Consider the following 26,521-nt stretch of genomic DNA (forward strand, 5'->3'; position numbering starts at 1 on the left):
CGGAAAGTGCGTCGAGAATAGGCAGGAATCGCAGCGCGCACACCCCCTCGAAGATAGGGGTATCGCGCGCCTCGCCATGCGGGGCGTTCGCTGTAGCCGATGCCATGCGAGGCTGGTCGCGTCAGCGAAACGCGGAACGCGCCGCCGAAGTCGCAACGCTCGTCATGGCAATGGCCCGGCTGCTCGGGCTCTTGCCGACACCCGAATCCGGAATCGCGCGCGAGCTTCGTTGCTCATACTTTCGGGTCAATGCGGATCAGAACCGCAAGCCCCTTTTCCGAAACGACCCATGACAACGTCCGACGCGTGTACCGCCATCAACGGCGCCGAGAGTCTGGTGAGGACGCTGCTGGCCTGCGGCGTCGATACCTGCTTCGCCAATCCGGGAACCAGCGAGATGCATTTCGTCGCGGCGCTGGATCGCATTCCCGGCATGCGCTGCGTGCTCGGCCTGTTCGAAGGCGTCGTGACCGGCGCGGCGGACGGGTATGCGCGCATCGCGGGCAAGCCGGCCGCCACGCTGCTGCATTGCGGTCCGGGCCTCGCGAATGGTCTCGCGAACCTGCACAACGCGCGGCGCGCGCAGACGCCGGTGGTCAACCTCATCGGCGACCAGGCGACGCATCACCGCCAGTACGACGCGCCGCTCACCACCGACGCAGAAGCGTGGGCGCGCCCCGTCTCGGTGTGGACGCGGACCGTCGAACGGGCCGATGCTGTCGGCGCGGCCGCTGCCGCCGCGATGCAGGCGGCGCGCGCCGCCCCCGGCGGAGTCGCCAGTCTGATCTTGCCGTCGGATGTCTGCTGGGACAGCGGCGGCGTGATTGCCGCGCCTCTCGAACCCGATCGCGCGGCGAGCGTCTCGCCGGACGACATCGAGCGCATCGCGCGCATGTTGCGGCAGGATCAGCCGTCGTTGCTGCTGCTCGCCGGCGCGGCGCTCGAAGAACACGCGTTGGCCTGCGCCCATCGCATCGCGGCCGCGACGGGCGCGCAGCTCATGTCGACGACCTTCAACGCACGCGTGCCGCGTGGCCGCGGGCGCTTTCCGATCGAACGCATGCCCTACTCCGGCGATGCCGCGCGCGCCCGGCTCGCGGGCATTCGTCAGGTGGTCCTGGTGGGCACGCCTGCGCCCGCCAACTTCTTCGCCTATCCGGGCAAGCCTTCGCGTCCCTTTCCGGACGATGCGGCGATCCACGTCCTCGCGCGCCCCGAGGACGATCTGGCGGACGCGCTCGCGCGTCTCGCTGACGCGCTGAACGCGCCGGCCGTGCGCGTTCCCGCGTTCGCTTCGGCCACGCCGCGCGTCGGCACAGGCGCGATAAGTTCGCAGGCCGTGGCGCAAACCCTGAGCGCGTTGATGCCGGAAGAGGCCATCGTCGTCGATGAGAGCGTGAGCTTCGGACACGCCTTCTATCCCGGAACGGTTCACGCCGCGCCGCATGACTGGCTTCAGCTAACGGGCGGCGCCATCGGCGACGGCCTGCCGCTCGCGCTGGGCGCGGCAGTCGCCGCGAAGGGCCGGCGCGTGATCGCGCTCCAGGCGGACGGTTCGGCGATGTACACGCCGCAAGCCCTGTGGAGCATGGCGCGCGAGAAACTCGACGTCACCGTGGTGCTGCTCGCCAACCGCCGCTATGCCATCCTCCAGCACGAGCTCGCCAGCGTGGGCGCGACGGCGGGTAAGACGGCGATGGACATGCTGGACATCGGCAATCCGGATCTCGACTGGTTGAAGATCGCCGGCGGCATGGGCGTGGAGGCCGCGCGGGTGAGCGACATGGCGCGCTTCAACGAGCTCTTCGCGATAGCCGTGCGACGTCCCGGCCCGTTCCTGATCGAGCTTTGCATCTGAGGCGCGCGAAGTCGCAAAGTGATCAGCCGTTGAACCGCGCGTCCGGACGCACGACTCAGGCCGCTTGCGGCTCGAACGGAAACTGCTCGACTTCCCCGCCCTGCGCGACGACCACGGTGCTCTCCGGAATCTCCTGCCACCATCCGGGCAAATCGGCGAGCGGCTCGGACACGACAAGGAAAGCATCCTCTCCGGCCATCGCGATGCGCGGATCGTCGGGATACAACGCGTGCAGGTGACGGAACGACGTGTTGTGAAAGAGCGAGCGCGACTGCCGCTCGCTCGAATAGCGGACTGCCACGATTTGCTCGCCGTCGGTCGCGCAGACGGTCATGTTCAGCGGGTCGGCCACGCCGTGGCGGCGGGCGGTGTCTTCGACGAATGCCACCATCCGCTTGAGCGCGGTGACAGGCGCATGCGCCAGGCCGAAGGTGAGCGCGAGGAAGAACAGCACTTCCGAATCGGTCGATCCTTCGATCGACGGAAACAGGTCGGGCGCGACCGCCACCATCAGATCGCGGCGCAATACCGGGTAGTTGCGCACGAGGCCGTTGTGCACGAAGAGCCACCGGCCGTAACGGAACGGATGACAGTTGGTTTCCTGCGACGGCGTGCCGGTCGCCGCGCGCACGTGCGCGACGAAGAGCGGCGCGTGGATGGCGCGGGCGGCTTCGCGCAGGTTGCGATCGCTCCACGCCGGCTGAATGCAACGATAGCGAAAGGGAATGTCGGTCGGATGTCCGTACCAACCGATCCCGAAGCCGTCGCCGTTGGTGGTGGTCTGCCCGAGCCGCGCATGCAGGCTCTGGTCGATGAGCGAATGTTTCGCGTTGAAGAGCACGGTTTCGAGCTGAAGCGGATTGCCCGAATAGGCGAGCCAGCGGCACATGATCTCTCCTGTGGAAGGGGCGTGAGTCGGCGGCCGAAGTCTGCCGCAGCGGGCCGGACGATCCGTTCGAGCCGCGCCAGCAGAATCGACGATACACCGATTGTTCGCGCGCTGCCTTCGCCTGAGGATAGGTGCCGCGCTTCACGCTCGGCCAGACACTCGCGGCGGCTTAAGCCCGGCGCAGATTCTCGAAGATCGCCGCGATACCCTGCCCGCCTCCGATGCACATGGTCACGAGCGCGTAGCGTCCGTTGATGCGCTCCAGTTCGTGAAGGGCCTTGACGGTGATGACCGCGCCGGTCGCGCCGATCGGGTGCCCGAGCGATATCCCCGACCCGTTCGGGTTGACCTTTTGCGCGTCGAGTTCGAGCAGCTTCGTCACCGCGCAAGCCTGAGCCGCGAATGCCTCGTTCGATTCGATGACGTCGAGATCGGTCGCGTGCAGACGGGCGCGCTTGAGCGCCGCGCGTGTCGCGGGCACTGGACCGATGCCCATGTACTGCGGATCGACACCCGCGTGCGCATACGAAACGAGACGCGCCAGCGGCCGAATCTCGCGCGCTTTCGCCGTCTGCGCGTCCATCATCAGAACTGCGGCTGCCGCGTCGTTGATTCCCGAGGCGTTGCCCGCCGTCACAGTTCCGCCATCTTTGAGGAACGCAGGACGCAAGCCGGCAAGCTCGCCCTGCTGGAGGTCGTGGCGCACGTGCTCGTCGGTATCGAAGACGGTGCTTTTGCCCTTGACTTGCGTGGCGATTGCAGCAATCTGGCCTGCGAAGCGGCCCTCGGCTATCGCGCGCGCCGCCCGCCGATGCGACTCCAGCGCGAGCGCATCCTGCTGCTCGCGCGTGATGCCGTATTTGCGTGCGACGTTCTCCGCCGTCATGCCCATGTGTATTGAGTGGAACGGGTCGTGCAACGCGCCGAGCATCATGTCGACGAGGCGGCTGTCCCCCATGCGCGCGCCGAAGCGAGCGTCCGTCGCAAGGTAGGGCGCGCGACTCATGTTCTCGGCACCACCGCCAATTGCGACGTCGGTATCGCCGAGCAGAATGGCCTGCGCCGCGCAGATGATCGCTTCCAGTCCGGAGCCGCATAGACGGTTGACGGTCATCGCGGGCGTGTGCTCGGCGAGGCCGGCATCCAGGGCGGCGACTCGCGCCAGATACAGGTCTCTAGGCTCGGTAGCGATGACGTTTCCGAACACGACCCGACCCACGTCTTGTGCTGGCAGGCCGTTCCGGGCCAGCACGTTGCGCACGACGTGCGCGCCCAGCGCCGTGGGCGGCTGGTCCTTGAGACCGCCACCAAATTTTCCGATTGCGGTTCGCGCACCGCTGACCACGACGACATCCCTTTGCATCGTTCACTCCATCGAATTAAAACTGTTCGCCCTGCAACGCGGGAACGCCTTCCACGTCGAGCCCGGCGACCACCGCCGCTTCGAGTGCGATCGCGCGCGGCAGCACGTGTGTCGCATAGGCATGCGCCGTGGCGATTCTCGTGTCGTGGAAAGCAGCGTCGCTTTCGCGTTTGTCCGTGGCGGCGATCAACGAGCGCGCAAGTTGCCAGCCGCAGAGCACGATGCCCGCCAACTGCAAGTAAGGCACGCTTCCCGCGAACACGGCGTTCGGTTCGCGGCGCGCGTTATCGACGACGAAGCACACGGAACGCGCAAGCGCGTCGTGGCCCGCGAGAAGGTGAGCGTGCATCGACCGGAACGCCGCGCTCGTGTCAAAAGAAGCGTGGCCCTGTAGCGCCACGATGGTTTCTTCGATGCGGGCAAGAAGACGCATCGCCACCGCGCCTTTGTCGCGCAGCGTCTTGCGACCGATCAGGTCGTTCGCCTGAATGGCCGTCGTGCCTTCGTAGATCGGCAGGATGCGCGCGTCACGGTAATACTGCGCCGCGCCGGTCTCTTCGATGAAGCCCATGCCGCCGTGAACCTGAATGCCGAGGCTCGTCACTTCGAGCGCCATCTCCGTGCTCCACCCCTTCACGATAGGCACCAGAAATTCATAGATCGCCTGATTCGCTTCACGCACCTCTGGGTCCGCATGTGCGTGAGCCCGGTCGGCATGCGCTGCTGCGACATAGGCGAGCGAGCGGGCGCCCTCGGTCAGCGCGCGCATCGTCAAGAGCATCCGGCGCACGTCCGGATGCGCGATGATTGGCACCGGGTCGCTCGCCGATCCGTCGATGGCGCGGCCCTGCACGCGCTCTTTCGCGTATGCAACGGCCTTCTGATACGCGCGCTCCGACACGCCGATGGCCTGCACGCCCACGCCGAAGCGAGCCGCGTTCATCATGACGAACATGTATTCGAGGCCGCGGTTCTCCTCGCCCACCAGAAAGCCTGTCGCGCCGCCGTGATCGCCGAACTGAAGCACGGCGGTCGGGCTCGCCTTGATGCCGAGCTTGTGTTCGATCGACACGCAGGTCACGTCATTGCGCTCGCCGCAGGAACCATCCGCGTTGACGAGCCGCTTCGGCACGATGAAGAGCGAGATGCCCTTCACGCCCGCCGGCGCATCGGGCGTGCGGGCAAGCACGAGATGCACGATGTTCTCGGCCATGTCGTGCTCGCCCCACGTAATGAACGTCTTTGTGCCGGAGATACGGTAAGTGCCGTCGCTCTGCCGCTGCGCGCGCGTGCGCAACAGCGCGAGGTCGGACCCCGCTTGGGGTTCGGTCAGATTCATCGTGCCGGTCCACTGGCCCGAGACGAGCTTGGGCAAATACGTCGACTTCTGCTCATCGCTGCCCGCGAGGAGCAGCGCTTCGATCGCGCCATCGGTCAGCAGCGGGCACAGCGCGAGCGACAGATTCGACGCGTTCAGCATCTCCGTGCACGCGGCTGCGATCAGCTTCGGCAGACCCTGTCCGCCATATTCTTGCGGATGATGCACGCCTTGCCATCCGCCTTCGACAAAGTGGCCAAAGGCTTGCCGAAAGCCCGGCGTCGATTCGACTGCGCCGTCCTTCCATGTGCTCGGATTGCGGTCGCCTTCTGCGTTGAGCGGCGCCCAGACCTCGTTGCACAGCCTCGCGCATTCTTCGAGCACGCCTCTTGCTGTATCGAGATCGGCATCTCCGAAGCCGGGCAAGGTGGCGATCTCGTCGAGCCCTGCAAGCTCGGTCATTGCAAAGAGCATTTCGTCTAATGGTGCGGCGTAAGTCATATTCGTTCAGTCCACGTAATGCGATCTTGAGTGTTCATAAGCGGTGTTATTTAGTGACTACATGCCGCCAAGAGGTTTATTCACAGTCAACTTGTTGGTCACCGACGTTACGCCGGGAACCGCCTTCACGATGTCCTCGACCTGCTTGATCTGCTGCGCGTCCGTGACCGTGCCGCCGAGCGTGACGGCGCCGTCTTTCGCAATGACGCTGAGATCGCCGGCGCTGATCTCCTTGTGCTTGCCGATCGCCGCGTACACCTTTCTGCGCAGCGCGCGATTCGCCTTTCTGCCGGTTTCGGGCGCTGCGCTGGCCGAAGCCGCCGTCGCAGAGGCGGCCGGTGCGCCGGATGCTTCGCCAGTCTGAGACCAGACGCTCGCGGACGTTATCGTGATCGAAGTCGCCAGGGCGACTTGTAGGGCGCGAATATGCTTCATGGGTTTCTCCGGTCGTTCAGGGTGGCGCGTTCAGAACACATGGCGAATGCCGATCATCGCGGCCGTAGTCGAGACGCCCGGCGCAACCGGTGCGCCATAAATGATCGTCTGGTTCATGGTGCCCTTGTTGTCGACATAACCGACTTGCGCGTACGCCCGGGTTCGCGGAGACACGCTGTACTCGGCACCCAGTGAGAATTCGCTGGAATGGTTAGCTGAATTGTTCCGGTCCTTCAGGTAATAGAAACCGGATGTCACCTTGAAACGCGAGTTGAACTGATAGCCGAGACCACCGGATGCCATTTCGAAGTTCACGGTGTTGCTTCTCGACGGGTTCTTGCCGATGCCGTAAGACGCGGAAATCGACACGCCGTCGATGGTGTACATCGCGCCGAAGTAATAGAAACGGTTGTTGTCTTGTCCGGTCGGCGTGATGGCGGGCGCAGCCGGATAGTTGATGGGATAAGGATTGGTGTCGTGTCCGTTGTAGTAGACGGCGGACAGGTTCAGGCCGTAGTTCGAATACTTGAGCACGGCCGATTCGCGCGTGCCGCCCTGAAACTGGCCCGCGACGCCGCCCGGCGCATATTCCAGCGCAAGCGATGCGCCGTAGAATTTCGGCGTCGTGTAGACCAGCGCGTTGCTGTCATACAGCGCGCCGATGGGCGCATTGGTGCTCGTGCCCGGCCAGCCCGCAGCCTGATTCACGCCGAGCCATGCGGTCAGAATACTGCCGAAGTACTGCGCGCCGCGCACGTCGGTTTCCGCCATCGCGTAGATCATCGGGATGATCTGGCGGCCGGCGTCGAATGTGCCGAACGGCCCCGATGCGCCGATGGTCGCAAACTGGTTGAAGATCGCTGTCGTGCCCGGAGTATCGGGCAGCCCCGTGCGGCCGTTCGCGCTGTTGAACGAGCCTTGCAGCTTGAAGTTGATCTTGTAGCCGCCGCCGAGGTCTTCGCTACCCTTCAGGCCCCAGAAGCTCGCGTAGATGCCGCCGTCCTTGAGTTGATACACATGCCCCATGTTGCGCGCGGTCGGCAGGAAGGTTGCCGCTGACGTGCTTTGATAAAGCAGGCCACTGTCGAGCACGCCATACAGCGTGACCGACGATTGGGCGTGAGCCGCGGTGGCGAACATCAGCAGCGCCGCGGCGCCGCTCAACTTCAATTTCATTGCGTGTCTCCAACGATGTGCCGCATGGGAGCGGTCTTGTGTGAGTAGTGCGGGAACGAAGCTGCGTCGATGCGGGCCGGTGTCAGCCCGGCACGAAGTAGTCCGTGAACTGATCGCGTAGTTGATGCTTGAGGACTTTGCCGGTGGCGCCGTGCGGCACCGAATCGATGAATACCACCGCGTCCGGCATGCACCACTTCGCCAGGCGTCCGTCGAAGAAACGGAGCAACTCGTGTTCGGTCACGGCGCTATCCGGCTTCTTCACGACGAGCAGCAACGGCCGCTCGTCCCACTTCGGATGCCTTGCGCCGATGCACACCGCAGTCGTCACATCCGGGTGCAGACAGGCGATGTTTTCGATCTCAGCCGAGCTGATCCATTCGCCGCCCGATTTGATGACGTCCTTGCTGCGGTCCGTGATCTGCATGAACCCGTCGGGGTCGATCTTCGCGATGTCTCCGGTCGGGAACCAGCCGTCGGATAACGGCGAGGCATCGTCGCTGCCGAAGTACTGGCGCGTGACCCACGGGCCGCGCACCATGAGATCGCCAGCGCTGCGGCCGTCCCACGGCAGTTCGAGGCCTTGCGGACCGACGATCTTCATGTCGATGCCGAACACCGCGCGGCCCTGCTTCGCCTGAAGCGCGTAGCGGTCAGGCTGTGGCAGCGCGAGTTGATGCGCCTTGAAGCTGCATACGGTGCCAAGCGGACTGAGTTCGGTCATGCCCCACGCATGCAGCACGTCCACCTGATAACGCTCCTGAAAAGCAGCGGCCATCGCCGTCGGACACGGTGCTCCGCCGATCACCGTGCGTCGCATCGACGAGAAGCTGCCCTTCGTTTCGTCGACATGCGCGAGCAGCCCCTGCCACACGGTCGGCACGCCAGCGGACAGCGTGACCTGCTCGCTCTCGATCAGTTCATGGAGCGATGCGCCGTCGAGGGCGGCCCCAGGGAATACGAGCTTCGCGCCCACCATGCACGCGATATACGGCAAGCCCCATGCGTTGACGTGGAACATCGGCACGACGGGCAGTATCGAGTCACGCGCCGAGCAATTGAGCGAATCCGGCAGCGCGGCGGAGAAGGTATGCAACAGGGTCGAGCGGTGGCTGTACAGCACGCCTTTCGGATGCCCCGTGGTCCCCGATGTATAGCAGAGCGACGACGCGCTGTTCTCATCGACAAGCGGCCAGTCGAACGCGTCGCTGCTTGCGTCGATCAGGTCCTCGTAGCACATGAGCATGGTGGACAGAACGTGCGCCCGCGGCATGTGCGCGCGGTCGGTCATCGCGACGAACACCTTCGGGCTCTTGACGCGGGCCGCGACGGATTCGATGAGCGGCATGAACGTCACGTCGAAGAACACAACGCGGTCTTGCGCATGATCGATGATGTAGGCCAGCTGGTCGATGTGGAGCCGAGGGTTCAGCGTATGCAACACGGCACCCGATCCCGAGGCCGCGAAATACAGCTCCATGTGCCGGTAGCCGTTCCATGCCAGCGTGGCCACCCGTTCACCCGGCTGAATACCGAGAGCGGCCAGCGCGTTGGCCATGCGGCGCGCGCGTTGCGCGAGATCCCGGTACGTGTACCGGTGAATGTCCCCTTCCACTCGCCGAGACACGATTTCCCGGGCACCGTGATGCCGTTCGGCATGGGTGAGCAGCGAAGCGACCAGCAGCGGTTGCTGCATCATCAAGCCTTGCATGATTCGTTCTCCTGATGGCGCATCACGGCTGACGTTCCGGCGCGCTCTTCCAACGGGTTATGACACTACACGGCATGCGGTGCAGACTGCCCGCATCCGTTCACACGAGTTCCTGAATGAGACGGTGCGCCATCTTCCATTCGCCGAACCCCGACGCGGGGTTCAGGTGTCCCACGTCGCCGAGATCGACGAGTCGGCTGCCCCAGTCCTTCGCCATCCCGGACACGCGCTCGAAGCGCGCAAGCGGGTCATTGCGGCTCGCGGCGACGATGCTCGGAAACGGCAGCGTCCCGCGCGGAATCGGATGCCAGCCGTTTTGGGCCAACGCTTCGAGCGTCGGATAGCCAGCGGGCAGCGGCGTCTCGAGATCGGCCGGGGCGGCCAGCACTGCACCGTGAATCTCGCGGCGGCGATGCTGCGCCCACTGGACGGTCATCATCACGCCCGCGCTATGCGCGACGAGAATCACGGGACCGTCGATTTCCGCGAGCGTTGCGTCGAGCGCCGCCACGCGCGCCGCGCAACTGAGCGTGTCGTGTTCGAGCGGCGGCACGCAGGCGGACTTGGGCAACTCTTTTTGCAGCAGCGTTTGCCAGTGCTCGGCGACATGGCCGCGCAAGCCCGGCACCATGACAACGGTCGGCATCGTATGTGAATTCATGAAGCGGCCTTCGTCTCCTCATCGTCTCGTCAATAAGGCTTGTCGCCGATAATTCCCGCGCGCTCCATCTTGCGATGACACGGCGGATAGTCCATTACCGCATAGTGTTGCGTGCTCCGGTTGTCCCAGATGGCCACGCTGTTCTTCTGCCAGCGCCAGCGCACCTGGTACTCCGGGATGTATGCCTGACTGATCAGGTAGCGCAACAGTTCGCCTGCGCCCGGATTGGCGTCCTGGCCGAAGCGCACGCGATCGGGCGTGTGATAGTTGGTAAAATGCGTCGTGAAGGCATTCACGAACAGAATCTTCTCTTCGGTCTCGGGGTGCGTGCGCACAACGGGATGTTCGGCATCCGGAAACTGCGCCTTGAGTGCATGGCGCTTCTCAGTCGGCATCGCAGCGCCGAAACTCGCTTCGATGCTATGACGTGCGCGCAGGTCGGCAATCTGCGTCTTGATGTGCGCGGGCAGGTTCTCGTAGGCGAGCGCCATGTTCGCCCACATCGTGTCGCCTCCGACGGGTGGACATTCCACGCAACGAAGCACCGCGCCGAATTGCGGCGCCTCGCGCCACGTTGCGTCCGCGTGCCACGCATTCTCGTACCGGTCGTTCGGCTGATCGGGCGTCTTGTAGATGCGCACGAGCCCGGGATACTCGGGGTCGCTGCCTGCCACCGGATGATCTTCCAGTTCCCCGAAGCGGCGCGCGAACGCGACGTGTTCGGCGCGCGTGATGTCCTGTTCGCGCAGAAAGAGCACGCGATGCTTCAACAGCGCCGCTCTGATCTCGCTGAAGAGTCCGTCGTCGTGAATGGCGTCGGCCAGATCGACGCCGAAAAGCTCCGCGCCGATTGCACATGTGAGAGGTTCGATTCGCATCACGGCCTCCTTAGATGATAAAAACCGACGAACCGGTCGTCTTGCGCGATTCGAGATCGCGGTGAGCCTGCACCGCGTCTTCGAGCGCATAGCGCTGATTCACCTGAATGTCGATACGCCCCGCGGCCACATGCGCGAAGAGTTCGGCGGCGAGTTCGTCTTTCTCTGCAGCATCGGCGATGTAATCGGCGAGCGCGGGGCGCGTCAGATAGAGCGAACCCTTCATCGCAAGTATTTGCGGATTGAAGGCCGGGACGGGACCCGACGCCGTGCCGACACAAACCATGAGGCCGCGACGCTTGAGCGAGTCGAGCGACGCGTCGAACGTGTCCTTGCCGACGCTATCGAACACCACGTGCACGCCAGCGCCGTCAGTCAGTTCGCGCACTCGCGCCGCGACGTCTTCCCGGCTGTAGTCGATCACGTGATCGCAGCCATGCGCGCGCGCCACCTCGCCCTTCGCTTCGGTCGATACGGTGCCGATTACGGTGAGTCCGAGCAGCTTCGCCCATTGCGACACGATCAGGCCGACACCGCCCGCCGCCGCATGCAGCAGAATCGTGTCGCCGGTCTTGAAGTCGTAGATGCGGCGCATCAGGTACGCGCTCGTCAGACCGCGCATGGTCATGCCGGCCGCCGTATCGAACGGAATCGCAGCCGGCAGTTTGATGAGCGGCGCAGCGGCGATCAGACGCTCCGTGCTATAGGCGCCGAGCGTATTGATGAAGCCCGTGTAGGTCACACGGTCGCCGGGCGCGACGTTCGCGACGCCCGCGCCGACAGCCTCGACCACGCCCGCGGCTTCCACGCCCATACCCGAAGGCAGCGGAACCGGATAAAGACCACTGCGAAAATAGGTGTCGGCGAAGTTCAGGCCCACGGCCTCGTGACGCAAGCGGACCTGTCCCGGACCCGGATCGCCTACTTCGACCGTTTCGTAGCGCAAGACTTCGGGACCGCCGGTTTCATGGAAGCGAATCGCTTTAGCCATGTTCAATCTCCTCTCAATGACGTAACTGCTCAATCAATTTCACCGTCGATGCAGGCGTCGTTCAACGCACGGCCTGCTCGCGCAGCGTATTCAGGCGATCCAGATCACCGGCGTAATTGCGCTTGCCGATGAAGAACGCAATTGCGGCGACGAGCGGCGCGAACGGCACGAGTTGCAGCGCGCCCAGCAGGCCGATCCGGTCGGCGATGATGCCGGTCAGAATGGCGGCGGGCGCGAGGCCCAACAAGTTGTTCGCCAGCGTCAGCGTCGCGAATGCCGATGCGTGGATCGATGGCGGCGTGAGATTGGCCACCATCGCGCCAGCCGGACCGCTTGCGCCTGCGCTCAAGAACATGCCAGCGGCGATCACGACGAGTTGCATGGGTCCGGCCGGCATGCGCAAACCGATAGCAAGCAGCGCGGCACACGTCACGCAAAAGGCGATCGCGGCGGCCCACTTCGTTTCTCGTGAATGCTTGCTCAAGCGGTCGGCGAGATTTCCGCACACGACCATGCCGAGGCCGGTCACCAGAACGAATGCTGCGGCGCTCATCGCGGCCTTGCCGACCGGCATGCCGTAATAGCGGTTAAGGAAACTCGGCATCCATGCCCACATCGCGGCCGGAACGAGCAGATGAATGCCGCTGCCGATATAGGCACACACCACCGACTTCGTGGAGAACAGCCCCTTCAACAAGGCGCGCAAACTGAGGCGCATGCCGACTTCACGCGAGCCCCGGCTTACGTTCACGCTCGCGGGCTGGAGCGGTGCGAGCCGCTTCTCGGTCACGGCGAACCGGTAGACGACGACGAGCACGAGACCCAGGGCAGCCATGACGCCAAACGCCGGTCGCCAGCCGAGATGAGCCGCCACCGCGCCCCCGAGCGCCATGCCCAGCACCGAGCCGAACGCGCCTCCTGCCATGAACGCGCCGGTCAGCGTCGCGCGCAGCCGTGCCGGAAAGATGCTCAACACGACCGCGATGCCGACGCTGCCGTAGGCCGCCTCGCCGATACCGACGAAGGCCCGCGCGACCAGCATCTCGCCATAGTTGGTGGCGAGCGCGCAGCCGAGCGTCGCGAAGCTCCAGATCGCCGCCATCAGAAGAATGCTCTTCACACGCCCCCAACGATCGGCGAGCACCGAGAGCGGAAAGGTCAGCACGCCGACCATCAACGCGACCACGCTGCTGAGCGACCCGAGGCGCGTGTCGGTCAAGGCCCAGTTCGCCTTGAGCAGCGGGAATACCGCGTTCAGGACCTGCCTCGACATGTAATCGGAGAGCAGCAATCCGACCGTCAATGCGAACACGACCCAGGCATAGCCGGGCACGCCCGCTTCCGATACCGCAACATCGCCCGTAGCGGGCTGCGCATGCTGAACAAGCATTGTTTGTCTCCTTCGCGTCTGGCTGGTTACCGGTCGTCTTCACTAGCAGCTAGGTTCGTCGGTGAAGTCGTTCACGTCCTCACGCCTGCACAGCCGCTTACGAAGCTATCTGAATACAACCGCGCCGTCATTGCACGATACGGGAACGGCAAACTACAATTTCGTGATGAGCGCCATGTTTTTGTGTTTTCGTGCCACTCGGTGAAAACACCGACGCGCGGCGCGGGCGGCTATCAGCGCTCGGCAATCGGCAATCGGCAACGGACAACAACGCGCACGGCGCACCGAAGGGAGAGCCATGGAGACGATGCTTCGGTCGATCGCAATGAGCGGTTATTTCGAAGTCACGCGGCGGCTCGGCATCAGCGCGGTCGATATGGCGCAGCGCGTCGGCATCGATCCTTCCGCGCTCGCGAATCCAGACAATCGCGTGTCGGCTTCCGCCTGTTGCCGGCTGCTCGAACTGACGGCAGAAGCCGCGTCGTGTCCCACGTTTGCATTGCAAATGGCCGAAACGCGGCACAAGTTCGGCACAGGCGTGGTCAACCTGCTGCTCGCCCATAAGCGCACGCTGCGCGAGGTGTTGCTCGCCGCCGCCGAATATCGGCACCTGCTTAACGAAGCGCTCGCGGTCTATGTCGAGGACGCGGGCCCGACAGTCACGATCCGCGAGGAACTCGTCGTTGCGCCGGGCACGCCGACCAATCAGGCAATCGAACTCGCGCTCGGAGTGCTCGCCCGCCATTCGAGCGCCCTGTTGGGCGCGCACTGGAAACCGCGCACCGTCCATTTCACGCACAAAGGGCCCGCCGACCTGACGTTTCATCGACGGTTCTTTGGATGTCCTATGGAATTCGGGAGCGACTTCAACGGGTTCGTATGCGCCGCAACGGATCTCGACTACCCGAATCCCGCCGCCGACCCGGAACTGGTCCGCTACGCCGAGAGTCTCGCCGCGCCGCTCAAGCAAGCGCAGGGCGATTCCATCGCGCTGGAAGTGCGCAAAGCCATATACCTGCTCTTGCCGCTGGAGCAAGGCACGGTCGAACCCGTTGCACGGCAACTGGGACTGAGCGTGCGCACCATGCAGCGGCAACTGGAAATGGCGAGCACCAGCTTCTCCGAACTCGTCGATGAAGTGCGCCGCGAACTCGCGGTGCGCTATATGAGCAACCCGCGCTATCCGATCGGACGCGTCGCCGCGCTCCTGGGCTATAACCAGCAGGGATCGTTCACGAACTGGTTCACCTCGCGCTTCGGCATGACGCCGCGCGACTGGCGGAGCAGCCGGCGGCGTTGATCGACGCCGGCTGTTCGATTTGCGGAGTCAAGATCAGTACTTTGCTATACCGCGCCGTCAGACGGCCTTGCGCAAGAAGCCCTGCGTGCCGCCGTTCCGGTTGGGCGCGAAACCGTTGGCAAGCAAGGTCTCCTCCACGGTGTCATAGAACACGCCGATCTTGCAGATGGCGCGCGCTTCATCGGCGGTGGCGATTTCGCGGCCGAACTCCCGCGAGATGCGCACCAGTTGTTCGATCTGTTCGACCGAGCTCATCTTGCGCGTGCGCGACTGATTCCACAGGTTGTCTTCGGTGCCGCAGCGAACGTGCAGGCCCATGGCAATGCCCATCATGTTGATCGGCAACACGTTGCGCATCGAGCTTTCCACGGTCAGCACCGCGCCATCGGGCGTCGCGCGCAGGAAGTTCGCGAGGTTATAGATGTTCGGCGCGTCCATGCCGCCGCCGATGGCCACCCAGTTCATGACGAGCGGGCCTTTGTACACGCCGCGCCGGATCAATCGCTCGACGGACTCGAAGCTGTTGATGTTGTAGCACTGAAACGCGCTCTGGATGCCCGCCGCGTTGAGGCGGCGAATATGCTCCTCGGCCCATCCCGGCTGCGCCGGCACGGTCATTTCTTTATATGCGTTATACACTTCGGGATCCTCCATCGAGGTTCCCTTGACGTCGTCGTCCTCCCAATGCTCGACCACGTTCATCTGCGAGGTATTGATCGTGACCGTGACCTGATCGGGCTTGGGATCGAGTTCGGCCAGCATATGGCGCGTGTCGTCGCTGAGCCATTTGGCTGCGGCACCCTCGGATTCCGGCGCGAAGCTGATCGACCCGCCGACCTGGATGATCATGTCGGGCACTGCGTTGCGCACGCCGGCGATGAGTTCGTTGAACTTGGACAGCCGCTTGCTGCCCTTGCCGTCGAGTTCGCGCACGTGCAGGTGCAGTACGGTGGCGCCGGCGTTATAGCAATCCACCGCCTTTTGAACCTGCTCGTCCATCGTGACGGGAATGTCTTCCGGGAAGTCGGAAGGCACCCATGCCGGCGCATACGGCGCGGCTGTGATGACGAGAGGCGGCTGGTTTTCAGTGTAGAGGGAACCGTCGAGGAAGTTCATGGCGTGGTCTCAAAGGACAGGCTGCAAGCCGGGAAATGATTGGAGCGTTCGCCGGTGTCGCACGCGGCGAACGAACCCGCGGGACTAAGTTACAGGCTGCCCGGAAATGAGATTTAGGTCGACGCGCCAAGAATTTAGGCTTCGGTGCCAATCAGCGTTTACACCGACGCCTATGCGATGTGGCTCGTTATCATCGGAGAAAGAGTTCGCGCATCGTTCGCGGAGGTTTCGCAGCGGTCAGACCTTTTCCTTCTGCATGATCGACTCGCGTTCAGGCTGGTCCTTCACCCACCGCCAGAAGAGCTTGTAAGCCACCGCGAGCATCACCGGGCCGATGAAGAGGCCGATCACCCCGCCCGTCACCATGCCGCCTAGCGCGCCGATCAGAACCACGGGCATGGGCACCGCCACGCCGCGGCCCAGCAGCAGGGGCTTGAGCACGTTATCGGCGAGCCCCGCTATGAAGACGTAAATCGCGAAAGCAATCGTCGCCGCGCTGAAGCCCTCGGTCAACACCACATAGACGATGACCGGCAGCGTAATGAACGTCGCGGGAAGCTGCATGATCCCGAGAAGCAACACGCCCAGCGCGAGCAGACCGGCACCGGGAATGTCCATCACGATGAACGCGATGCCGATCAACAACATCTGAATGAACGCGATGCCGACCACGCCCTGCGCGACGGCACGGATAGTGGCCGTGGACAGATCGGCGATCTGTCGTCCGTTCTCCGGCCCAGAGATCCGCGATGCGATCAACACTGCGCTTTGATAGCCTTTCTCGCCGTGTGCCATGAATATGCCAGCGACGATCAGGGCCAGGAAGAACACGACGAGTCCCGCACCCAGACCGGTAATCGTGCCGAGCACGGCAAGGCCCGCTTGCTTCAACTGGGGCGTGAACTTCTGCGCGAGAACGGTGATGTCCGTGGACGCCTGCGCCCAGAAGTCATGGACGTGCCGGCCCACGAACGGCCATGCGGCTACCGATTCGGCCGGCGGCGGAATATGCAGCGTGCCGCTCCGGATGATGGACATCGCGTGGTCCATCGAATTCGCTATTGCCACGCCGAGCAGGTACGTTGGCACCAGAATCACAGCGAACGCGACCAGGATGATCAGCGACGCGATGAGCCCGTTCCTGCCCCCGAGAGGACCGCGAAGTTTGACCTGTAGCGGATACAGCGTCACCGCCAGGATGAGCGCCCAGACCATGAGATTCAGGAATGGCACGAAGACGCGAAAGCAGAAGATGGCTAGAACGGCGACGAGCCCTGCGCGGATCAGGACATCGAGTAACTCGCGCGAGAGCGTGCGTTCAGTAACAGGAGTAAGCATTTCGTGCCTCCTCGCGGTTTGCCGCGGAGCGTGACGCACGGCTGCCCACGGTTGCCGGGACTATCGACTATGAGCGCGCCGGCTCGCAAACAGTGCCGGTCCGACAAGGTACGACCACTAATGAAAAGACGCGGACAGGACATTCACCCGCAGAGGCGCTGGGAAAAGCGTTCCCCGTCAAAGTCTAGGACGGACGATCCGACTTCTCAAAGAAATCACCGCAACGCAGCGACGGGAATCTCTACGCTGTAATCGGAAATCGTTTGGCCCATCGCCCATGCGCACCACCCAAAGGCTCGAATCGCGCAGAAACGGCGCGCGACACGCGCATGGCATCCACAGCACAACTTAACGCGCCGTAGGGACAAGCGAGGGTCGCGCTTCCGGGTCCATGTGCTATAACTTTCCTTGCACCCCGTGTCTCAATTCAACGCTTCGTTAGCCAAACGGTGGAAACCATGATGCAAAGACGAATTCTCGTGACGGCATCTTCCGCCGTCCTCGCGCTGAGTTGCCTCGCACTGACTGCCTGCACCACGAACAGAAACGCGGGCACCGAACAAGCGGCGGGTGCGGCCGATCAGCGGCGCTCCATCGACGCTGATGTAGACAGCACGATCCAACGGCTCTATGCCAGCGTTCCCGGTTCGCGGGAACTCGTCGGCAAGGCTCGCGGCGTACTCGTGTTTCCGTCGGTACTTCAGGCCGGCCTCGTGGTCGGCGCGGAATACGGCAAGGGTGCGCTTCGCGTAGGCGGGCACACCGTCGGCTACTACAGCACGACTTCGGGCTCGTTCGGCCTGCAGGCCGGCGCGCAATCGAAGGCGCTCATCTTCCTTTTCATGACGCAGGAGGCGCTCGACAACTTCCGCAACTCCAAGGGCTGGTCGGCAGGAGCGGATGCATCGGTGGCGCTTCTCAAGATGGGCGCGAACGGCACGATCGATACGACGACCGCCACCAAACCGGTAAGTGCGATCGTATTGACGAACGCCGGCCTGATGGCGGATGCCTCGCTTCAGGGCACGAAGATAAGCCGACTGGACGAATAGCTCTGCGTCGCTTTCTGCGAGCGTGAGATCGCGCAGCGCCCGCATCAACGGGATGCGCGATCCATCACTCTGCGCGCGTGACGCGCGATCATGAGTTCTTCGTTCGTGGGTATTACCCACGCGCCGACTTTGCTCGTCGCCGTGCTGATGTGCGTTTCGCCGCGCTCGTTGGCATCAGCATCGAGTTCGATGCCCCACCATCGCGCTTCCTCGCAGACACGCCGCCGTATTTCGGCAGCATGTTCGCCGATGCCTGCGGTGAACACGAGAGCGTCGAGACCGTGCAGCGCCGCGCTCATCGAACCGATCTCGCGGGCGATCCGGTACACATACAGGTCGATGGCAAAGCGCGCGCGTGCGTCGCTGCTTGCCAGAAGCGCGCGCATGTCGCCCGATACGCCGGACACGCCGAGCAGCCCCGAGCCTCGATACAGCAGGTCCTCGATCTCGCGCGCGCTCATGCCCATTTCGTCGAGCAGATACAGGATCACGCCGGGATCGAGGCTGCCGCAGCGCGTGCCCATCATCAGCCCATCCAGCGCCGTGAATCCCATTGTGCTGGCTACGCTCTTGCCCGCCGACATCGCGCATAGACTCGCGCCGTTGCCCAGGTGCGCGACCACGGTGCGACCGTTCGCTGCCGCAGGCGCGAGATCGGGCAGCGCGCTTGCAATGTACTCGTATGAAAGGCCATGAAATCCATAGCGCCGCACACCCTTGTCAGTGAGCGATGCGGGCAGCGCGAACGCCTGCGCCAGCGCGGGCTGTCCCGCGTGAAACGCGGTGTCGAAGCACGCGACTTGCGGCATGGCCGGGTTGCGCTCCGCGATGATTCGTATCGGCTTCAGGTTGTGCGACTGATGCAGCGGCGCGAGCGGCGTGAGCGCGTCGAGCTCGGCAATCACATTCGCGTCGATCAGCACCGGCTCGGTGAAACGCGCGCCGCCATGCACGACGCGATGCCCCACTCCCACGAGGCGATGCCCTTCGCCATGCGCGCGCAGAAAGTCGGCGATATGTGTAATGGCTTGCGCGTGTTCGAGCGTCGAGCCGTCGGCCCACGCGTGCGCGCCAGTCTGCTCGCCGCGCGCATCGAACGCGGCGAAGCGCGGCGCGCCGAAGAGCCCTTCCGCCTGCCCGCGCGAAACCAGCGCGAGATCGTCGCCCTGCGCGTCGAATGCGCTGAACTTGATGCTGGATGAACCCGCGTTCAGAACCAGAATGACGTCGGCCATCTTTTCACCCCGTTACGTGCAGTTCTTCGCGGCGCTTGGCCGCGACGAGCGAGGCGATCGCGCACGAAGCTAGCCGCGATTGCAGGGAATCGGCGCGACTCGTCAGGATGATCGGCACGCGCGCCCCGAGCACGATGCCCGCGGCATCCGCGCCCGCGAGAAACGACAGGCTTTTCGCGAGCATGTTGCCGGCTTCGAGATCCGGCACGATGAGCACGTTCGCGCGCCCCGCGACCGGCGAGTCGATCTTCTTCGTATGCGCGGCTTCGAGGTCGATGGCATTGTCGAGCGCTAGCGGCCCGTCGACGAGCGCACCCGTGATCTGATGGCGGTCCACCATCTTGCAGAGCGCCGCCGCTTCGATCGTGGACGGCACTTTCGGGTTCACCGTTTCCATCGCCGAGAGAATCGCCACGCGCACTTCCTCGAGCCGCAATGCATGGCCCAGATCGATCGCGTTCTGCACGATGTCGACTTTATCGGCGAGCGTCGGGGCAATGTTGATCGCCGCATCGCTGATGATGAGCGCGTTCTGATGCCCCGGCACGTCCATGATGAAACAGTGGCTTACGCGCCGCGCGGTGCGCAGGCCGCCTTCGCGCCTCACGACCGCCGCCATGACTTCGTCGGTGTGCAGGCCGCCTTTCATGAGCGCTTCGACGCGCGCTTCGCGCACGCAGTCCACCGCCAGTTGCGCGGCCGCGTGGCTGTGCGGCGCGTCGATTAGCGGATAGCGCGAGATGTCGAGACCGCACTCGCTGGCGATCTCATGGATACGGTCGCTCGGCCCGAACAGTTGCGGCGCAATCAGCCCCATCTCGGCCGCCTTCACCGCGCCTTCGAGCGAGGTCCGGTCGCACGGATGCACGACCGCAGTTGCAAGCGGCGGCAGCGTCGTGCAAATCTCGATCAGCCGTTGATACTTCTCATGCGTATGCTCCATGAATACCTCCAGCAGGGATTTCAAGCGAGCGCAGGCGCGCTCATGACGTGACCTTCGCCACGGTGCCGGTGACGCCCAACGATTCGGTCATGCCGACCGTCAAGGCACCTCGCTCGTTGCAACAGTGTCGCGATACCTGGCGACGACATGCTCCAGGTTGTAGAACATGCGCGCCTCGCCTAACGACTCGCCGAGCGGCGAACGTCGCACGCTGTCGAGCACGCTCGGATTCAAGCCCGCGAGCCATAGCACGGTGCCGTTTGCGCTCAGGCGCTGTTCGGCTTCCGCAAGCATCTTGAGCGCGGTGTATTCGAGGTCGAAAACACGGCTCAGATCCAGCACGACGATTTTTGCATCGGCATCCTGAACGATCGGACGAATCTTGTCGGCCACGCGCTGCGCGTTGGCGAAGAAAATTCGTCCTTCGGGACGCAGCAGGAGCATGCCGGCGAACGTTTCGTCGTCGGGATGTCCCGCCGACGCCGGCCGGAACACGTTGGTGCCGGGTATCCGCTTGAGCACGTACAGCGGCGGATTCGACACCTGATGCGCGAGCATCAGCAGCGAGACCACGATGGCGACGACAATGCCCGCGAGCGTTCCCAGCAACACCACGCCCACGCACGCAGTAAGCGCCCAGACGAACTCGGTCTTGCGCACTCTCAGGATCGCGCGGAATTCGGCCACGCTGAAAAGGCCGATCGAGTAGTACACGACGACTGCGGCAAGCGTCGCGTGCGGCATCAACGCCATCAATGGCGCGAATATCAGCATGACGGCGAGCGCGATGACTGCCGTGACGATCTGCGCGCATTGCGTGCGCGCGCCGGCCCGCCGGTTGACCGCGGTCTGGCTCGTGCCGCCTCCGGATACCATGCCTCCGAAGAGCGCGCTTCCGACGTTCGCGATACCCGTCGCGAAGAGTTCGCGGTTGGCGTTCGGTGTCGGCTCGTCGTTGCGTGCAAACGCGCGGCCTGCCGCGATGCTTTCGGTGAAGCTCATCAGCGCAATGCCTAATGCATGTGGCCAGAGCGCAAGCGCAAGGGCCGGGTCCGGCTTCACCCACGAGGGCAGTCCTGCGGGAACCGCGCCCACGGTCTCCACGCCATGCGAGCGCAAGCCGAAAACGGCGACGGCCGCGATCGCCGCCGCCACCACGATGAGCGGCGCCGGCGCACGCGGCGCGAATCGCTCCAGCGCGACCAACGCGGCGATGCTGGCGAAGGCGAGCGCCATCGTGCCCGGCGACGCGTGCGGGAGGTTGCCGATCAACGCCGCCACGTTGTGAAAGAACGATTCCTTCGGGAAATGAATCCCGAATAGCTTCGGCAACTGATCCACGACGATCACAATGGCCACGCCTGCCTTGAATCCCACGAGCACCGGCTCGGAAATGAAGTCCGCGACAAAGCCCATTCGCAACACGGCCGCCGCCATGAGCATGCCGCCGACAAGAGCAGTCAGCGTGGCATTCAGGGTCGCGAGCATGTGCGGATCGCCGGCATTCGCCACCATGCCGAGCGTATCGCCCGCAAGAATGGCAAGCGTGGTCGTGGTGCTGACGCTCAGCACGCGCGACGCGCCCGTGAGCGCGTAGATCAGCATCGGCACGCACGCTGTGTAGAGGCCCACTTGCACGGGCAGGCCTGCGATCGTCGCGTAAGCGAGCGCCTTCGGAATGACGACAGCAGCCGCCGTGGCGCCCGCGATCACGTCCGTATGCGCCCACTGCCTGTCGTAGCGCGACAGCCACTCGGGGATCATCCCGGCGCGGCTGGCGCGAGCGGCGGATGCGCGTTCCGGCATGGCGACTCCCTCGGTGAGCGGGCGGTGCGGCGTCGACGGGAACAGGCGTCAGAACCGCTCGGGCACGTACCTGAGCGGATGATCGCTCTCGCGGTAGTCCTCCGGCTTCTGCCTTTTCGGCAGCTTCACTTTCTCCCGGGGAAGCACGGAGTAAGGGATGTTCTCGAGCAGGTGACTGATGAGATTGAGCCGCGCGCGCCGCTTGTCGTCTGAACGCACGACGTGCCACGGTGCCTCGTCGGTATCGCTGGCGGCGAACATGTCGTCGCGCGCACGGGAATAGTCGTACCAGCGGCTATAGGAGCGCAGGTCCATCGGCGAGAGCTTCCAGATCTTGCGCTCATCGTGGATGCGCGCTTCGAGGCGGCGGGTCTGCTCCTCTTCGCTCACTTCGAGCCAGTACTTCAGCAGGATCACTCCGGAGTCGATGATTGCGCGCTCGACGAGCGGCACGCCCTTGAGGAAGGTCTGCACTTGCTCGGGCGTGCAAAAACCCATCACGCGCTCCACCCCCGCGCGGTTATACCAGCTGCGGTCGAAGAGCGCGATTTCGCCTGCGGCAGGCAGGTGTGGCACATACCGCTGAAAGTACATCTGCGTTTTCTCGCGCTCCGTGGGCGCGGGCAGCGCGATCACGCGGAAGATACGCGGACTCACGCGCTCCGTGATTGCCTTGATGGTCCCGCCCTTGCCCGCGCCGTCGCGTCCCTCGAACACGACGCAGATTTTCGCGCCGGTATGCACGGTCCACTGCTGCAGCCTCACGAGCTCCACATGCAGGCGCGCCAGTTCCTTCTCGTACTGCTTGCCGCTCAAACGGTTTCCCGTGCGCGCGCCTTCCGATTCCCCGGCAACCTTGTCTTCCATCACGTTGGCTCCCCATTGGTTCTCGATCTGCAATCAAGCGCGGCGCTCGTTTCAAGCGACGCTCGCGCTTCACGTTTCGTTGCGCTCGGGCATGACCTGCACCACGAGCGTGCGGTCCTTCCAGAACATGTTGTGGATGCGCGGCTGGAGCGTGCGCAACATGTGCGGCTCGAGCGAGTGGAAGCTCACGACCGCGGCGGGACGTTCGCCGGTGCCGGGAACGCGCTCGATGGCGTCGAAGGCAGGAAACCCGTATCTGCAAAGAAATTCGCGGATCTCATCGTCCGTCGTGTTCGGTTCGACATTGCCTAGCCAGAGATCACTCATCGCGATGTCCTCCCTCAATGCACCGGTTAGAGCCAGGTGAGTTCGACGAGCCGCGTGGCTCGTCATGCCGTGCGTCGGCTGCGTGATGTGCTTAACGAATCAACCGCGTTCGTCTCGTGCTTTCGATTTGCGCTGCGCGAGCGGATTGAGCGCGCTCACGAATATGACGATGCCGATGGCGAGCGCCAGCATGCCAAAGCGAAATTCGGACGTGGTGTCATACAGAAGACCATGAATCGTGGCATACAGTCCGCCCAGCCAGATGAAAACGCCGATCGCGGCACACACGCTTCGAAGCTCGGTACGTCTCATCCATGCCTCCGCGGTTGCCATGCATCGGATACTTCAGTTTAGGAAATTCTGAGTGGTCCTGTGGACACACTTGCTGCAATCCGCTTGGCGCGTTCGACGCCTTGGACTAAATTGCTAGCGTATTGCCACTGAATCGAGCCACTGCGCCGGTCCTGCGAGCGCCGCCGGCAGCGCGAAAGGATGCAGGCACGACTTGGACAGCCGTGCATCTCAACAGAGGCCGAACATGCCGAACGCGATTCTCAAGCACGGCCGATTGCATGGATTCGTGGCTTCGTTGCTCTCGCTCGTCCTTGCATTGCCGATGGATCAGGCACAGGCTCAAAACACGCCACCGCAGGCGCCGGGCCGCACATTCGTCGGCGCGAACGTCAAACAGTACGCGGACGCAGTGCTCGCCATCATGTCGTACACGGCCGTGCCCGACGTGACCACGAGCTCACTCTCCATCAATAGCGGCGCGACCGGCAACCCGGGATTCGGTCAGACGCAATTCGGCGGCGGCTTCACCATCAGCAAGTCGTTTCCGCTCTATCTCGAAGGCACGGTCGCCTATAGCCGCTACGATCCGACCTTCGTCGCCACCGACGGCAATCAGGAACGTCCCGTGCCGACCAAATGGAATACGGCAAGCACCACGGTGGGCATCGGCTGGGACTTCCCGATTACCGATGAACTTCGCTTCCGGCCGATCGTCAACGGCATGGTGGGCCGCGTGGCAAGCGACCTGCGCATCGCGCAGACCGTCTTCAACCATGTCGCCGACGCGAACCTGCAATTCCTCGAAGACGGCGTGCTCAACGCCTACGGCGTCGGCGGATCACTGATGCTCGATCTTGAGCACTATCGCGAGCATTACGAAGTCGACGTGGAACTGCGAGCAACCGATATCTATCTACGCAGCTTCGGCTCGTCGTCCAATGCCGTGCAGGGTTCGGCGACCGCGCAGCAATTCAGCCTGTGGGCTCGCTGGCGCGCGCCGACGGGCTTGAGCGCGCTCGACAGGCCCCTTCGCTACGTCCTCGAAACCGCGTACTCGCATTACTTCGGCGACAGCGCCGGCGCGCTCGGCTTCAACGACCTCACCTCGCTCGGCGTGGGGCTGGAGCTCGACAGCAGCAAGTACCCGATCGTCATCACGCGCACGCGCGCCATGGTTCGTTATGTCTTCGGGCACAACGTGCATGGCGTGTCCTTCGGATTCGCTGTGAGCTTCTAGCCCTATCGCCAGTTGTGGCCTTCACCGCTTCTTGATACGCCATTCCCCGCTTGCCTTCTTGCAGGCGACCGGTGTCCAGCTTTGCGTCTGCCCCTTCGCTACAGCAACGAGCGTCACGCTGCGGCAGGTTTCGCCGCCGCTTTGCGTGGTGTCGCGCGGCGTGACGGTGCCTTCGATGTGAACCGGATTGCCCGTGCCTTCATTGTTCCAGGGAACCCCCTGGCCGTCCTTCTGCGTGTCGAGCGCATGCTGGGCCGCACGGTTGAGCGCCTGGCGGTCAGCGGGCTTCATATAGCTGATCGGCGTGTCGCGCAGAAAGTTCAGATTGTTGGCGAACGCGCAGGCGCACGACATCGAGAGCGTCGCCACGACGCTGCACTTTTCGAGCGTGTAAGCGAAACCGCGCGACAGCCGGATCATGGTTCGGTGTCCTTCATAAGACGTTGCGTTGGCTCGGATCGTACTTCGGGTCGGGCTGCTTCTGCGTTTGGCGCAACACGCCCCCTTCGTCGAAATAGAAGTGGAACAGCATATGATCGATGTTGTTCTCCATGTAGCGATACGACCATACGTCGCGATTCATCCGTTTGTAATGCGCCGTTTCGAACGGGCGGCCGAAGTTCATCAAGACGTCATCGCGCGTCCACTTGCCGACTTCGGCGCGGTAGAACTCGTTCTCCTGAAGCACTTGCCGGACGCTGACCACCTTGCCCGATGCATCGACATCCACCGCCGTGGTGGTGCTGCCCATCGGCTGCGTGGGCCACATGAGCCGCTTTCCGCCACCCGGCAAGTCATAGGTTTCCTTGGGCGTGCCCAGCCGCGCGACGATAGCCTGCTGATCCATGCCGGGCCCGACGTGCTGCTCCGGCTGGGCGCAGCCTGCGAGCGCAAGCACGGCGATGCATGCGCCGCGTGATAACGCCACTGCGATGCGTTCTGGCATGGCGATGGGGGGTTTTTCCTTCATTGCGCTGCATGCTATTTCTTCGCGGCCGGTTCGACGGATATCGCAAGCGCCTCCGTATAGACGGCCTTCACCTGATCGCCTTTCTTCACGCGCTTGAGCCGTTCCGGGTCCTCGACATGCAGATCGAGCGTATTGCCTCGCGGTCCGCGCAGCGTGACGGTCTTCGCATGACGGTCCACTGCCACGACGTCGGCGATGATCGTCACTTCGCGGCCTATCTCCCCGCCGGGCTTCGCGCCCATGGGCGCGCGTTCGGCCGTCGCCTTCTCGGACGCCGATGGCGACGTCTTCTTGTCGACGAGGCTCAGCGTCAGCGACTCACGATACTGCGTGGTCACGAGATCGCCCACCGCAAGCTGGTCGAAATTGCGCGCCTCGTTGGTCACTTCCAGTTCCATCACCTTGCCGGCCGCTGTCTTGAGCGTCACGGTGCGCGTCGCCGGGTCGATGCCGACAATTGTCGCGGTCACTTTCGACACGCCTTGCACGGTAGCGCCGTTCGCGTCCCGCGTAATGGTCGCGTCGGTTTGGGGCTCGGCTGCGAATGCGGTTGCAAAGAGGACAAGGCACGACATGACGACCAGACTGACGCGCTTCATTTCGACACTCCTCATTCAATTGACGCAAGATAGCTCGCGAACGCTATTGGATCGAATAGCCGCGTCCCTGCATGCAGGCGGCCCATGCGCGGTTATAGGTGTCCATGGCGCCCTGGCTCTGCGCTTGCGCGTTGGCCTGCTGCGCGCGCCGGTTCTGACGGGCCCTCACGCCGCCAGCCATCGTGCCGGCTGTCGCGCCGATGGCCGCGCCCTTGCCGGCATCGCCCGCGATCGCGCCGATCACCGCGCCGCCGGCCGCGCCGCGC

General features: G+C 63.9%; 26 protein-coding genes. 4 read left to right on the plus strand and 22 right to left on the minus strand.

Going from position 1 to position 26,521, the window contains the following annotated elements; all coding sequences use genetic code 11:
* The first annotated feature begins 316 nt into the window (after positions 1 to 316).
* Positions 317 to 1,858 (plus strand): acetolactate synthase large subunit, encoded by a 1,542-nt coding sequence (locus tag NCR37_RS22045; protein ID WP_250474968.1) that lies wholly within the window; start codon positions 317 to 319, stop codon positions 1,856 to 1,858.
* A gap of 55 nt (positions 1,859 to 1,913) precedes the next feature.
* Here NCR37_RS22045 and NCR37_RS22050 read toward each other — a convergent pair whose 3' ends face one another.
* The 10 genes from NCR37_RS22050 to NCR37_RS22095 all read right to left on the minus strand — a co-directional run bounded on the left by NCR37_RS22050 (position 1,914) and on the right by NCR37_RS22095 (position 13,171).
* The gene (locus tag NCR37_RS22050) at positions 1,914 to 2,747 is read right to left on the minus strand and encodes a class II glutamine amidotransferase (protein WP_250474941.1); all 834 of its coding nucleotides are present in this window, start codon (positions 2,745 to 2,747) and stop codon (positions 1,914 to 1,916) included.
* 169 nt (positions 2,748 to 2,916) lie between these two features.
* Positions 2,917 to 4,110, minus strand: a complete 1,194-nt coding sequence (locus tag NCR37_RS22055) for an acetyl-CoA C-acyltransferase family protein (RefSeq protein ID WP_250474942.1) — start codon at positions 4,108 to 4,110, stop codon at positions 2,917 to 2,919.
* Between the two features lie 16 nt (positions 4,111 to 4,126).
* The gene (locus NCR37_RS22060; protein WP_250474943.1) at positions 4,127 to 5,929 is read right to left on the minus strand and encodes an acyl-CoA dehydrogenase; all 1,803 of its coding nucleotides are present in this window, start codon (positions 5,927 to 5,929) and stop codon (positions 4,127 to 4,129) included.
* 57 nt (positions 5,930 to 5,986) lie between these two features.
* Positions 5,987 to 6,364, minus strand: a complete 378-nt coding sequence (locus tag NCR37_RS22065) for a BON domain-containing protein (RefSeq protein WP_250474944.1) — start codon at positions 6,362 to 6,364, stop codon at positions 5,987 to 5,989.
* Between the two features lie 30 nt (positions 6,365 to 6,394).
* The gene (locus NCR37_RS22070) at positions 6,395 to 7,540 is read right to left on the minus strand and encodes a porin (protein WP_250474945.1); all 1,146 of its coding nucleotides are present in this window, start codon (positions 7,538 to 7,540) and stop codon (positions 6,395 to 6,397) included.
* A gap of 82 nt (positions 7,541 to 7,622) precedes the next feature.
* Positions 7,623 to 9,251: a 3-(methylthio)propionyl-CoA ligase gene (locus NCR37_RS22075; RefSeq protein ID WP_250474946.1), complete on the minus strand. Its 1,629-nt coding sequence runs from the start codon at positions 9,249 to 9,251 to the stop codon at positions 7,623 to 7,625.
* A 100-nt stretch (positions 9,252 to 9,351) separates the two neighbouring features.
* Positions 9,352 to 9,912, minus strand: coding sequence for an RBBP9/YdeN family alpha/beta hydrolase (locus NCR37_RS22080; protein WP_250474947.1), 561 nt, complete (start codon positions 9,910 to 9,912; stop codon positions 9,352 to 9,354).
* Between the two features lie 29 nt (positions 9,913 to 9,941).
* A complete protein-coding gene (locus NCR37_RS22085; protein WP_250474948.1) occupies positions 9,942 to 10,790 on the minus strand; it encodes a TauD/TfdA dioxygenase family protein in 849 nt (282 codons plus the stop codon).
* A gap of 10 nt (positions 10,791 to 10,800) precedes the next feature.
* Positions 10,801 to 11,781: a quinone oxidoreductase family protein gene (locus NCR37_RS22090; protein ID WP_250474949.1), complete on the minus strand. Its 981-nt coding sequence runs from the start codon at positions 11,779 to 11,781 to the stop codon at positions 10,801 to 10,803.
* Between the two features lie 61 nt (positions 11,782 to 11,842).
* On the minus strand, positions 11,843 to 13,171 hold the full coding sequence (locus NCR37_RS22095; RefSeq protein ID WP_250474950.1) for an MFS transporter: 1,329 nt from the start codon (positions 13,169 to 13,171) through the stop codon (positions 11,843 to 11,845).
* A gap of 298 nt (positions 13,172 to 13,469) precedes the next feature.
* On the opposite strand from NCR37_RS22095, the gene NCR37_RS22100 reads away from it, so the two are divergent.
* On the plus strand, positions 13,470 to 14,471 hold the full coding sequence (locus NCR37_RS22100) for an AraC family transcriptional regulator (protein ID WP_250474951.1): 1,002 nt from the start codon (positions 13,470 to 13,472) through the stop codon (positions 14,469 to 14,471).
* Between the two features lie 57 nt (positions 14,472 to 14,528).
* On the opposite strand, the gene NCR37_RS22105 is transcribed toward NCR37_RS22100, so the two are convergent.
* Together NCR37_RS22105 and NCR37_RS22110 are read right to left on the minus strand one after the other, a co-directional pair.
* A complete protein-coding gene (locus NCR37_RS22105; RefSeq protein ID WP_250474952.1) occupies positions 14,529 to 15,587 on the minus strand; it encodes a beta-keto acid cleavage family enzyme in 1,059 nt (352 codons plus the stop codon).
* A 237-nt stretch (positions 15,588 to 15,824) separates the two neighbouring features.
* The gene (locus tag NCR37_RS22110) at positions 15,825 to 16,925 is read right to left on the minus strand and encodes an AI-2E family transporter (RefSeq protein WP_250474953.1); all 1,101 of its coding nucleotides are present in this window, start codon (positions 16,923 to 16,925) and stop codon (positions 15,825 to 15,827) included.
* A 461-nt stretch (positions 16,926 to 17,386) separates the two neighbouring features.
* Between NCR37_RS22110 and NCR37_RS22115 the strand changes: the two genes are divergently transcribed.
* Entirely contained in the window at positions 17,387 to 17,977 is a 591-nt protein-coding gene (locus NCR37_RS22115; protein ID WP_250474969.1) for a BPSL1445 family SYLF domain-containing lipoprotein, read from the plus strand.
* A 44-nt stretch (positions 17,978 to 18,021) separates the two neighbouring features.
* On the opposite strand, the gene NCR37_RS22120 is transcribed toward NCR37_RS22115, so the two are convergent.
* From NCR37_RS22120 to NCR37_RS22145, 6 genes are all read right to left on the minus strand, one after another.
* Positions 18,022 to 19,212 (minus strand): acetate/propionate family kinase, encoded by a 1,191-nt coding sequence (locus NCR37_RS22120; protein WP_250474954.1) that lies wholly within the window; start codon positions 19,210 to 19,212, stop codon positions 18,022 to 18,024.
* Positions 19,213 to 19,216: 4 nt separating this feature from the next.
* Positions 19,217 to 20,167, minus strand: a complete 951-nt coding sequence (locus NCR37_RS22125; RefSeq protein WP_284506977.1) for a phosphate acetyltransferase — start codon at positions 20,165 to 20,167, stop codon at positions 19,217 to 19,219.
* Between the two features lie 87 nt (positions 20,168 to 20,254).
* Positions 20,255 to 21,961: a SulP family inorganic anion transporter gene (locus tag NCR37_RS22130; protein ID WP_250474956.1), complete on the minus strand. Its 1,707-nt coding sequence runs from the start codon at positions 21,959 to 21,961 to the stop codon at positions 20,255 to 20,257.
* A 48-nt stretch (positions 21,962 to 22,009) separates the two neighbouring features.
* Positions 22,010 to 22,828, minus strand: coding sequence for a polyphosphate kinase 2 (gene ppk2 / locus NCR37_RS22135; protein ID WP_250474970.1), 819 nt, complete (start codon positions 22,826 to 22,828; stop codon positions 22,010 to 22,012).
* Between the two features lie 69 nt (positions 22,829 to 22,897).
* On the minus strand, positions 22,898 to 23,155 hold the full coding sequence (locus NCR37_RS22140; protein ID WP_250474957.1) for an RNA recognition motif domain-containing protein: 258 nt from the start codon (positions 23,153 to 23,155) through the stop codon (positions 22,898 to 22,900).
* 99 nt (positions 23,156 to 23,254) lie between these two features.
* Positions 23,255 to 23,467 carry a DUF2964 family protein gene (locus NCR37_RS22145; RefSeq protein ID WP_250474958.1) on the minus strand — a complete coding sequence of 71 codons (213 nt, stop codon included), beginning with the start codon at positions 23,465 to 23,467 and terminating at the stop codon, positions 23,255 to 23,257.
* A gap of 304 nt (positions 23,468 to 23,771) precedes the next feature.
* On the opposite strand from NCR37_RS22145, the gene NCR37_RS22150 reads away from it, so the two are divergent.
* On the plus strand, positions 23,772 to 24,686 hold the full coding sequence (locus NCR37_RS22150; RefSeq protein ID WP_250474971.1) for a hypothetical protein: 915 nt from the start codon (positions 23,772 to 23,774) through the stop codon (positions 24,684 to 24,686).
* Positions 24,687 to 24,707: 21 nt separating this feature from the next.
* Here the strand turns inward: NCR37_RS22150 and NCR37_RS22155 are convergent, their stop codons facing one another.
* The 4 genes from NCR37_RS22155 to NCR37_RS22170 all read right to left on the minus strand — a co-directional run.
* The gene (locus NCR37_RS22155; RefSeq protein WP_502800571.1) at positions 24,708 to 25,106 is read right to left on the minus strand and encodes an RT0821/Lpp0805 family surface protein; all 399 of its coding nucleotides are present in this window, start codon (positions 25,104 to 25,106) and stop codon (positions 24,708 to 24,710) included.
* Positions 25,107 to 25,119: 13 nt separating this feature from the next.
* Positions 25,120 to 25,632: a hypothetical protein gene (locus NCR37_RS22160; protein ID WP_250474973.1), complete on the minus strand. Its 513-nt coding sequence runs from the start codon at positions 25,630 to 25,632 to the stop codon at positions 25,120 to 25,122.
* 35 nt (positions 25,633 to 25,667) lie between these two features.
* On the minus strand, positions 25,668 to 26,255 hold the full coding sequence (locus NCR37_RS22165) for a hypothetical protein (protein ID WP_250474959.1): 588 nt from the start codon (positions 26,253 to 26,255) through the stop codon (positions 25,668 to 25,670).
* A 43-nt stretch (positions 26,256 to 26,298) separates the two neighbouring features.
* The coding region (locus NCR37_RS22170; protein WP_250474960.1) for a glycine zipper family protein at positions 26,299 to 26,521 on the minus strand (223 nt) is incomplete at its 5' end.

The organism is Caballeronia sp. GAFFF1 (genome assembly GCF_023630705.1).
Taxonomy (GTDB): Bacteria; Pseudomonadota; Gammaproteobacteria; order Burkholderiales; family Burkholderiaceae; genus Caballeronia.

Coding starts and splice junctions, on each gene's coding strand:
- NCR37_RS22115 (WP_250474969.1), top strand. CDS start 17,387: ATGCAAAGACGAATTCTCGTGACGGCATCTTCCGCCGTCCTCGCGCTG.
- NCR37_RS22140 (WP_250474957.1), bottom strand. CDS start 23,155: ATGAGTGATCTCTGGCTAGGCAATGTCGAACCGAACACGACGGACGAT.
- NCR37_RS22120 (WP_250474954.1), bottom strand. CDS start 19,212: ATGGCCGACGTCATTCTGGTTCTGAACGCGGGTTCATCCAGCATCAAG.
- NCR37_RS22110 (WP_250474953.1), bottom strand. CDS start 16,925: ATGCTTACTCCTGTTACTGAACGCACGCTCTCGCGCGAGTTACTCGAT.
- NCR37_RS22095 (WP_250474950.1), bottom strand. CDS start 13,171: ATGCTTGTTCAGCATGCGCAGCCCGCTACGGGCGATGTTGCGGTATCG.
- NCR37_RS22155 (WP_502800571.1), bottom strand. CDS start 25,106: ATGATCCGGCTGTCGCGCGGTTTCGCTTACACGCTCGAAAAGTGCAGC.
- NCR37_RS22090 (WP_250474949.1), bottom strand. CDS start 11,781: ATGGCTAAAGCGATTCGCTTCCATGAAACCGGCGGTCCCGAAGTCTTG.
- NCR37_RS22150 (WP_250474971.1), top strand. CDS start 23,772: ATGGATCAGGCACAGGCTCAAAACACGCCACCGCAGGCGCCGGGCCGC.
- NCR37_RS22100 (WP_250474951.1), top strand. CDS start 13,470: ATGGAGACGATGCTTCGGTCGATCGCAATGAGCGGTTATTTCGAAGTC.
- NCR37_RS22055 (WP_250474942.1), bottom strand. CDS start 4,110: ATGCAAAGGGATGTCGTCGTGGTCAGCGGTGCGCGAACCGCAATCGGA.
- NCR37_RS22065 (WP_250474944.1), bottom strand. CDS start 6,364: ATGAAGCATATTCGCGCCCTACAAGTCGCCCTGGCGACTTCGATCACG.
- NCR37_RS22050 (WP_250474941.1), bottom strand. CDS start 2,747: ATGTGCCGCTGGCTCGCCTATTCGGGCAATCCGCTTCAGCTCGAAACC.
- NCR37_RS22080 (WP_250474947.1), bottom strand. CDS start 9,912: ATGAATTCACATACGATGCCGACCGTTGTCATGGTGCCGGGCTTGCGC.
- NCR37_RS22145 (WP_250474958.1), bottom strand. CDS start 23,467: ATGAGACGTACCGAGCTTCGAAGCGTGTGTGCCGCGATCGGCGTTTTC.
- NCR37_RS22060 (WP_250474943.1), bottom strand. CDS start 5,929: ATGACTTACGCCGCACCATTAGACGAAATGCTCTTTGCAATGACCGAG.
- NCR37_RS22130 (WP_250474956.1), bottom strand. CDS start 21,961: ATGCCGGAACGCGCATCCGCCGCTCGCGCCAGCCGCGCCGGGATGATC.
- NCR37_RS22085 (WP_250474948.1), bottom strand. CDS start 10,790: ATGCGAATCGAACCTCTCACATGTGCAATCGGCGCGGAGCTTTTCGGC.
- NCR37_RS22160 (WP_250474973.1), bottom strand. CDS start 25,632: ATGCCAGAACGCATCGCAGTGGCGTTATCACGCGGCGCATGCATCGCC.
- NCR37_RS22165 (WP_250474959.1), bottom strand. CDS start 26,255: ATGAAGCGCGTCAGTCTGGTCGTCATGTCGTGCCTTGTCCTCTTTGCA.
- NCR37_RS22070 (WP_250474945.1), bottom strand. CDS start 7,540: ATGAAATTGAAGTTGAGCGGCGCCGCGGCGCTGCTGATGTTCGCCACC.
- NCR37_RS22105 (WP_250474952.1), bottom strand. CDS start 15,587: ATGAACTTCCTCGACGGTTCCCTCTACACTGAAAACCAGCCGCCTCTC.
- NCR37_RS22075 (WP_250474946.1), bottom strand. CDS start 9,251: ATGCAAGGCTTGATGATGCAGCAACCGCTGCTGGTCGCTTCGCTGCTC.
- ppk2 (WP_250474970.1), bottom strand. CDS start 22,828: ATGGAAGACAAGGTTGCCGGGGAATCGGAAGGCGCGCGCACGGGAAAC.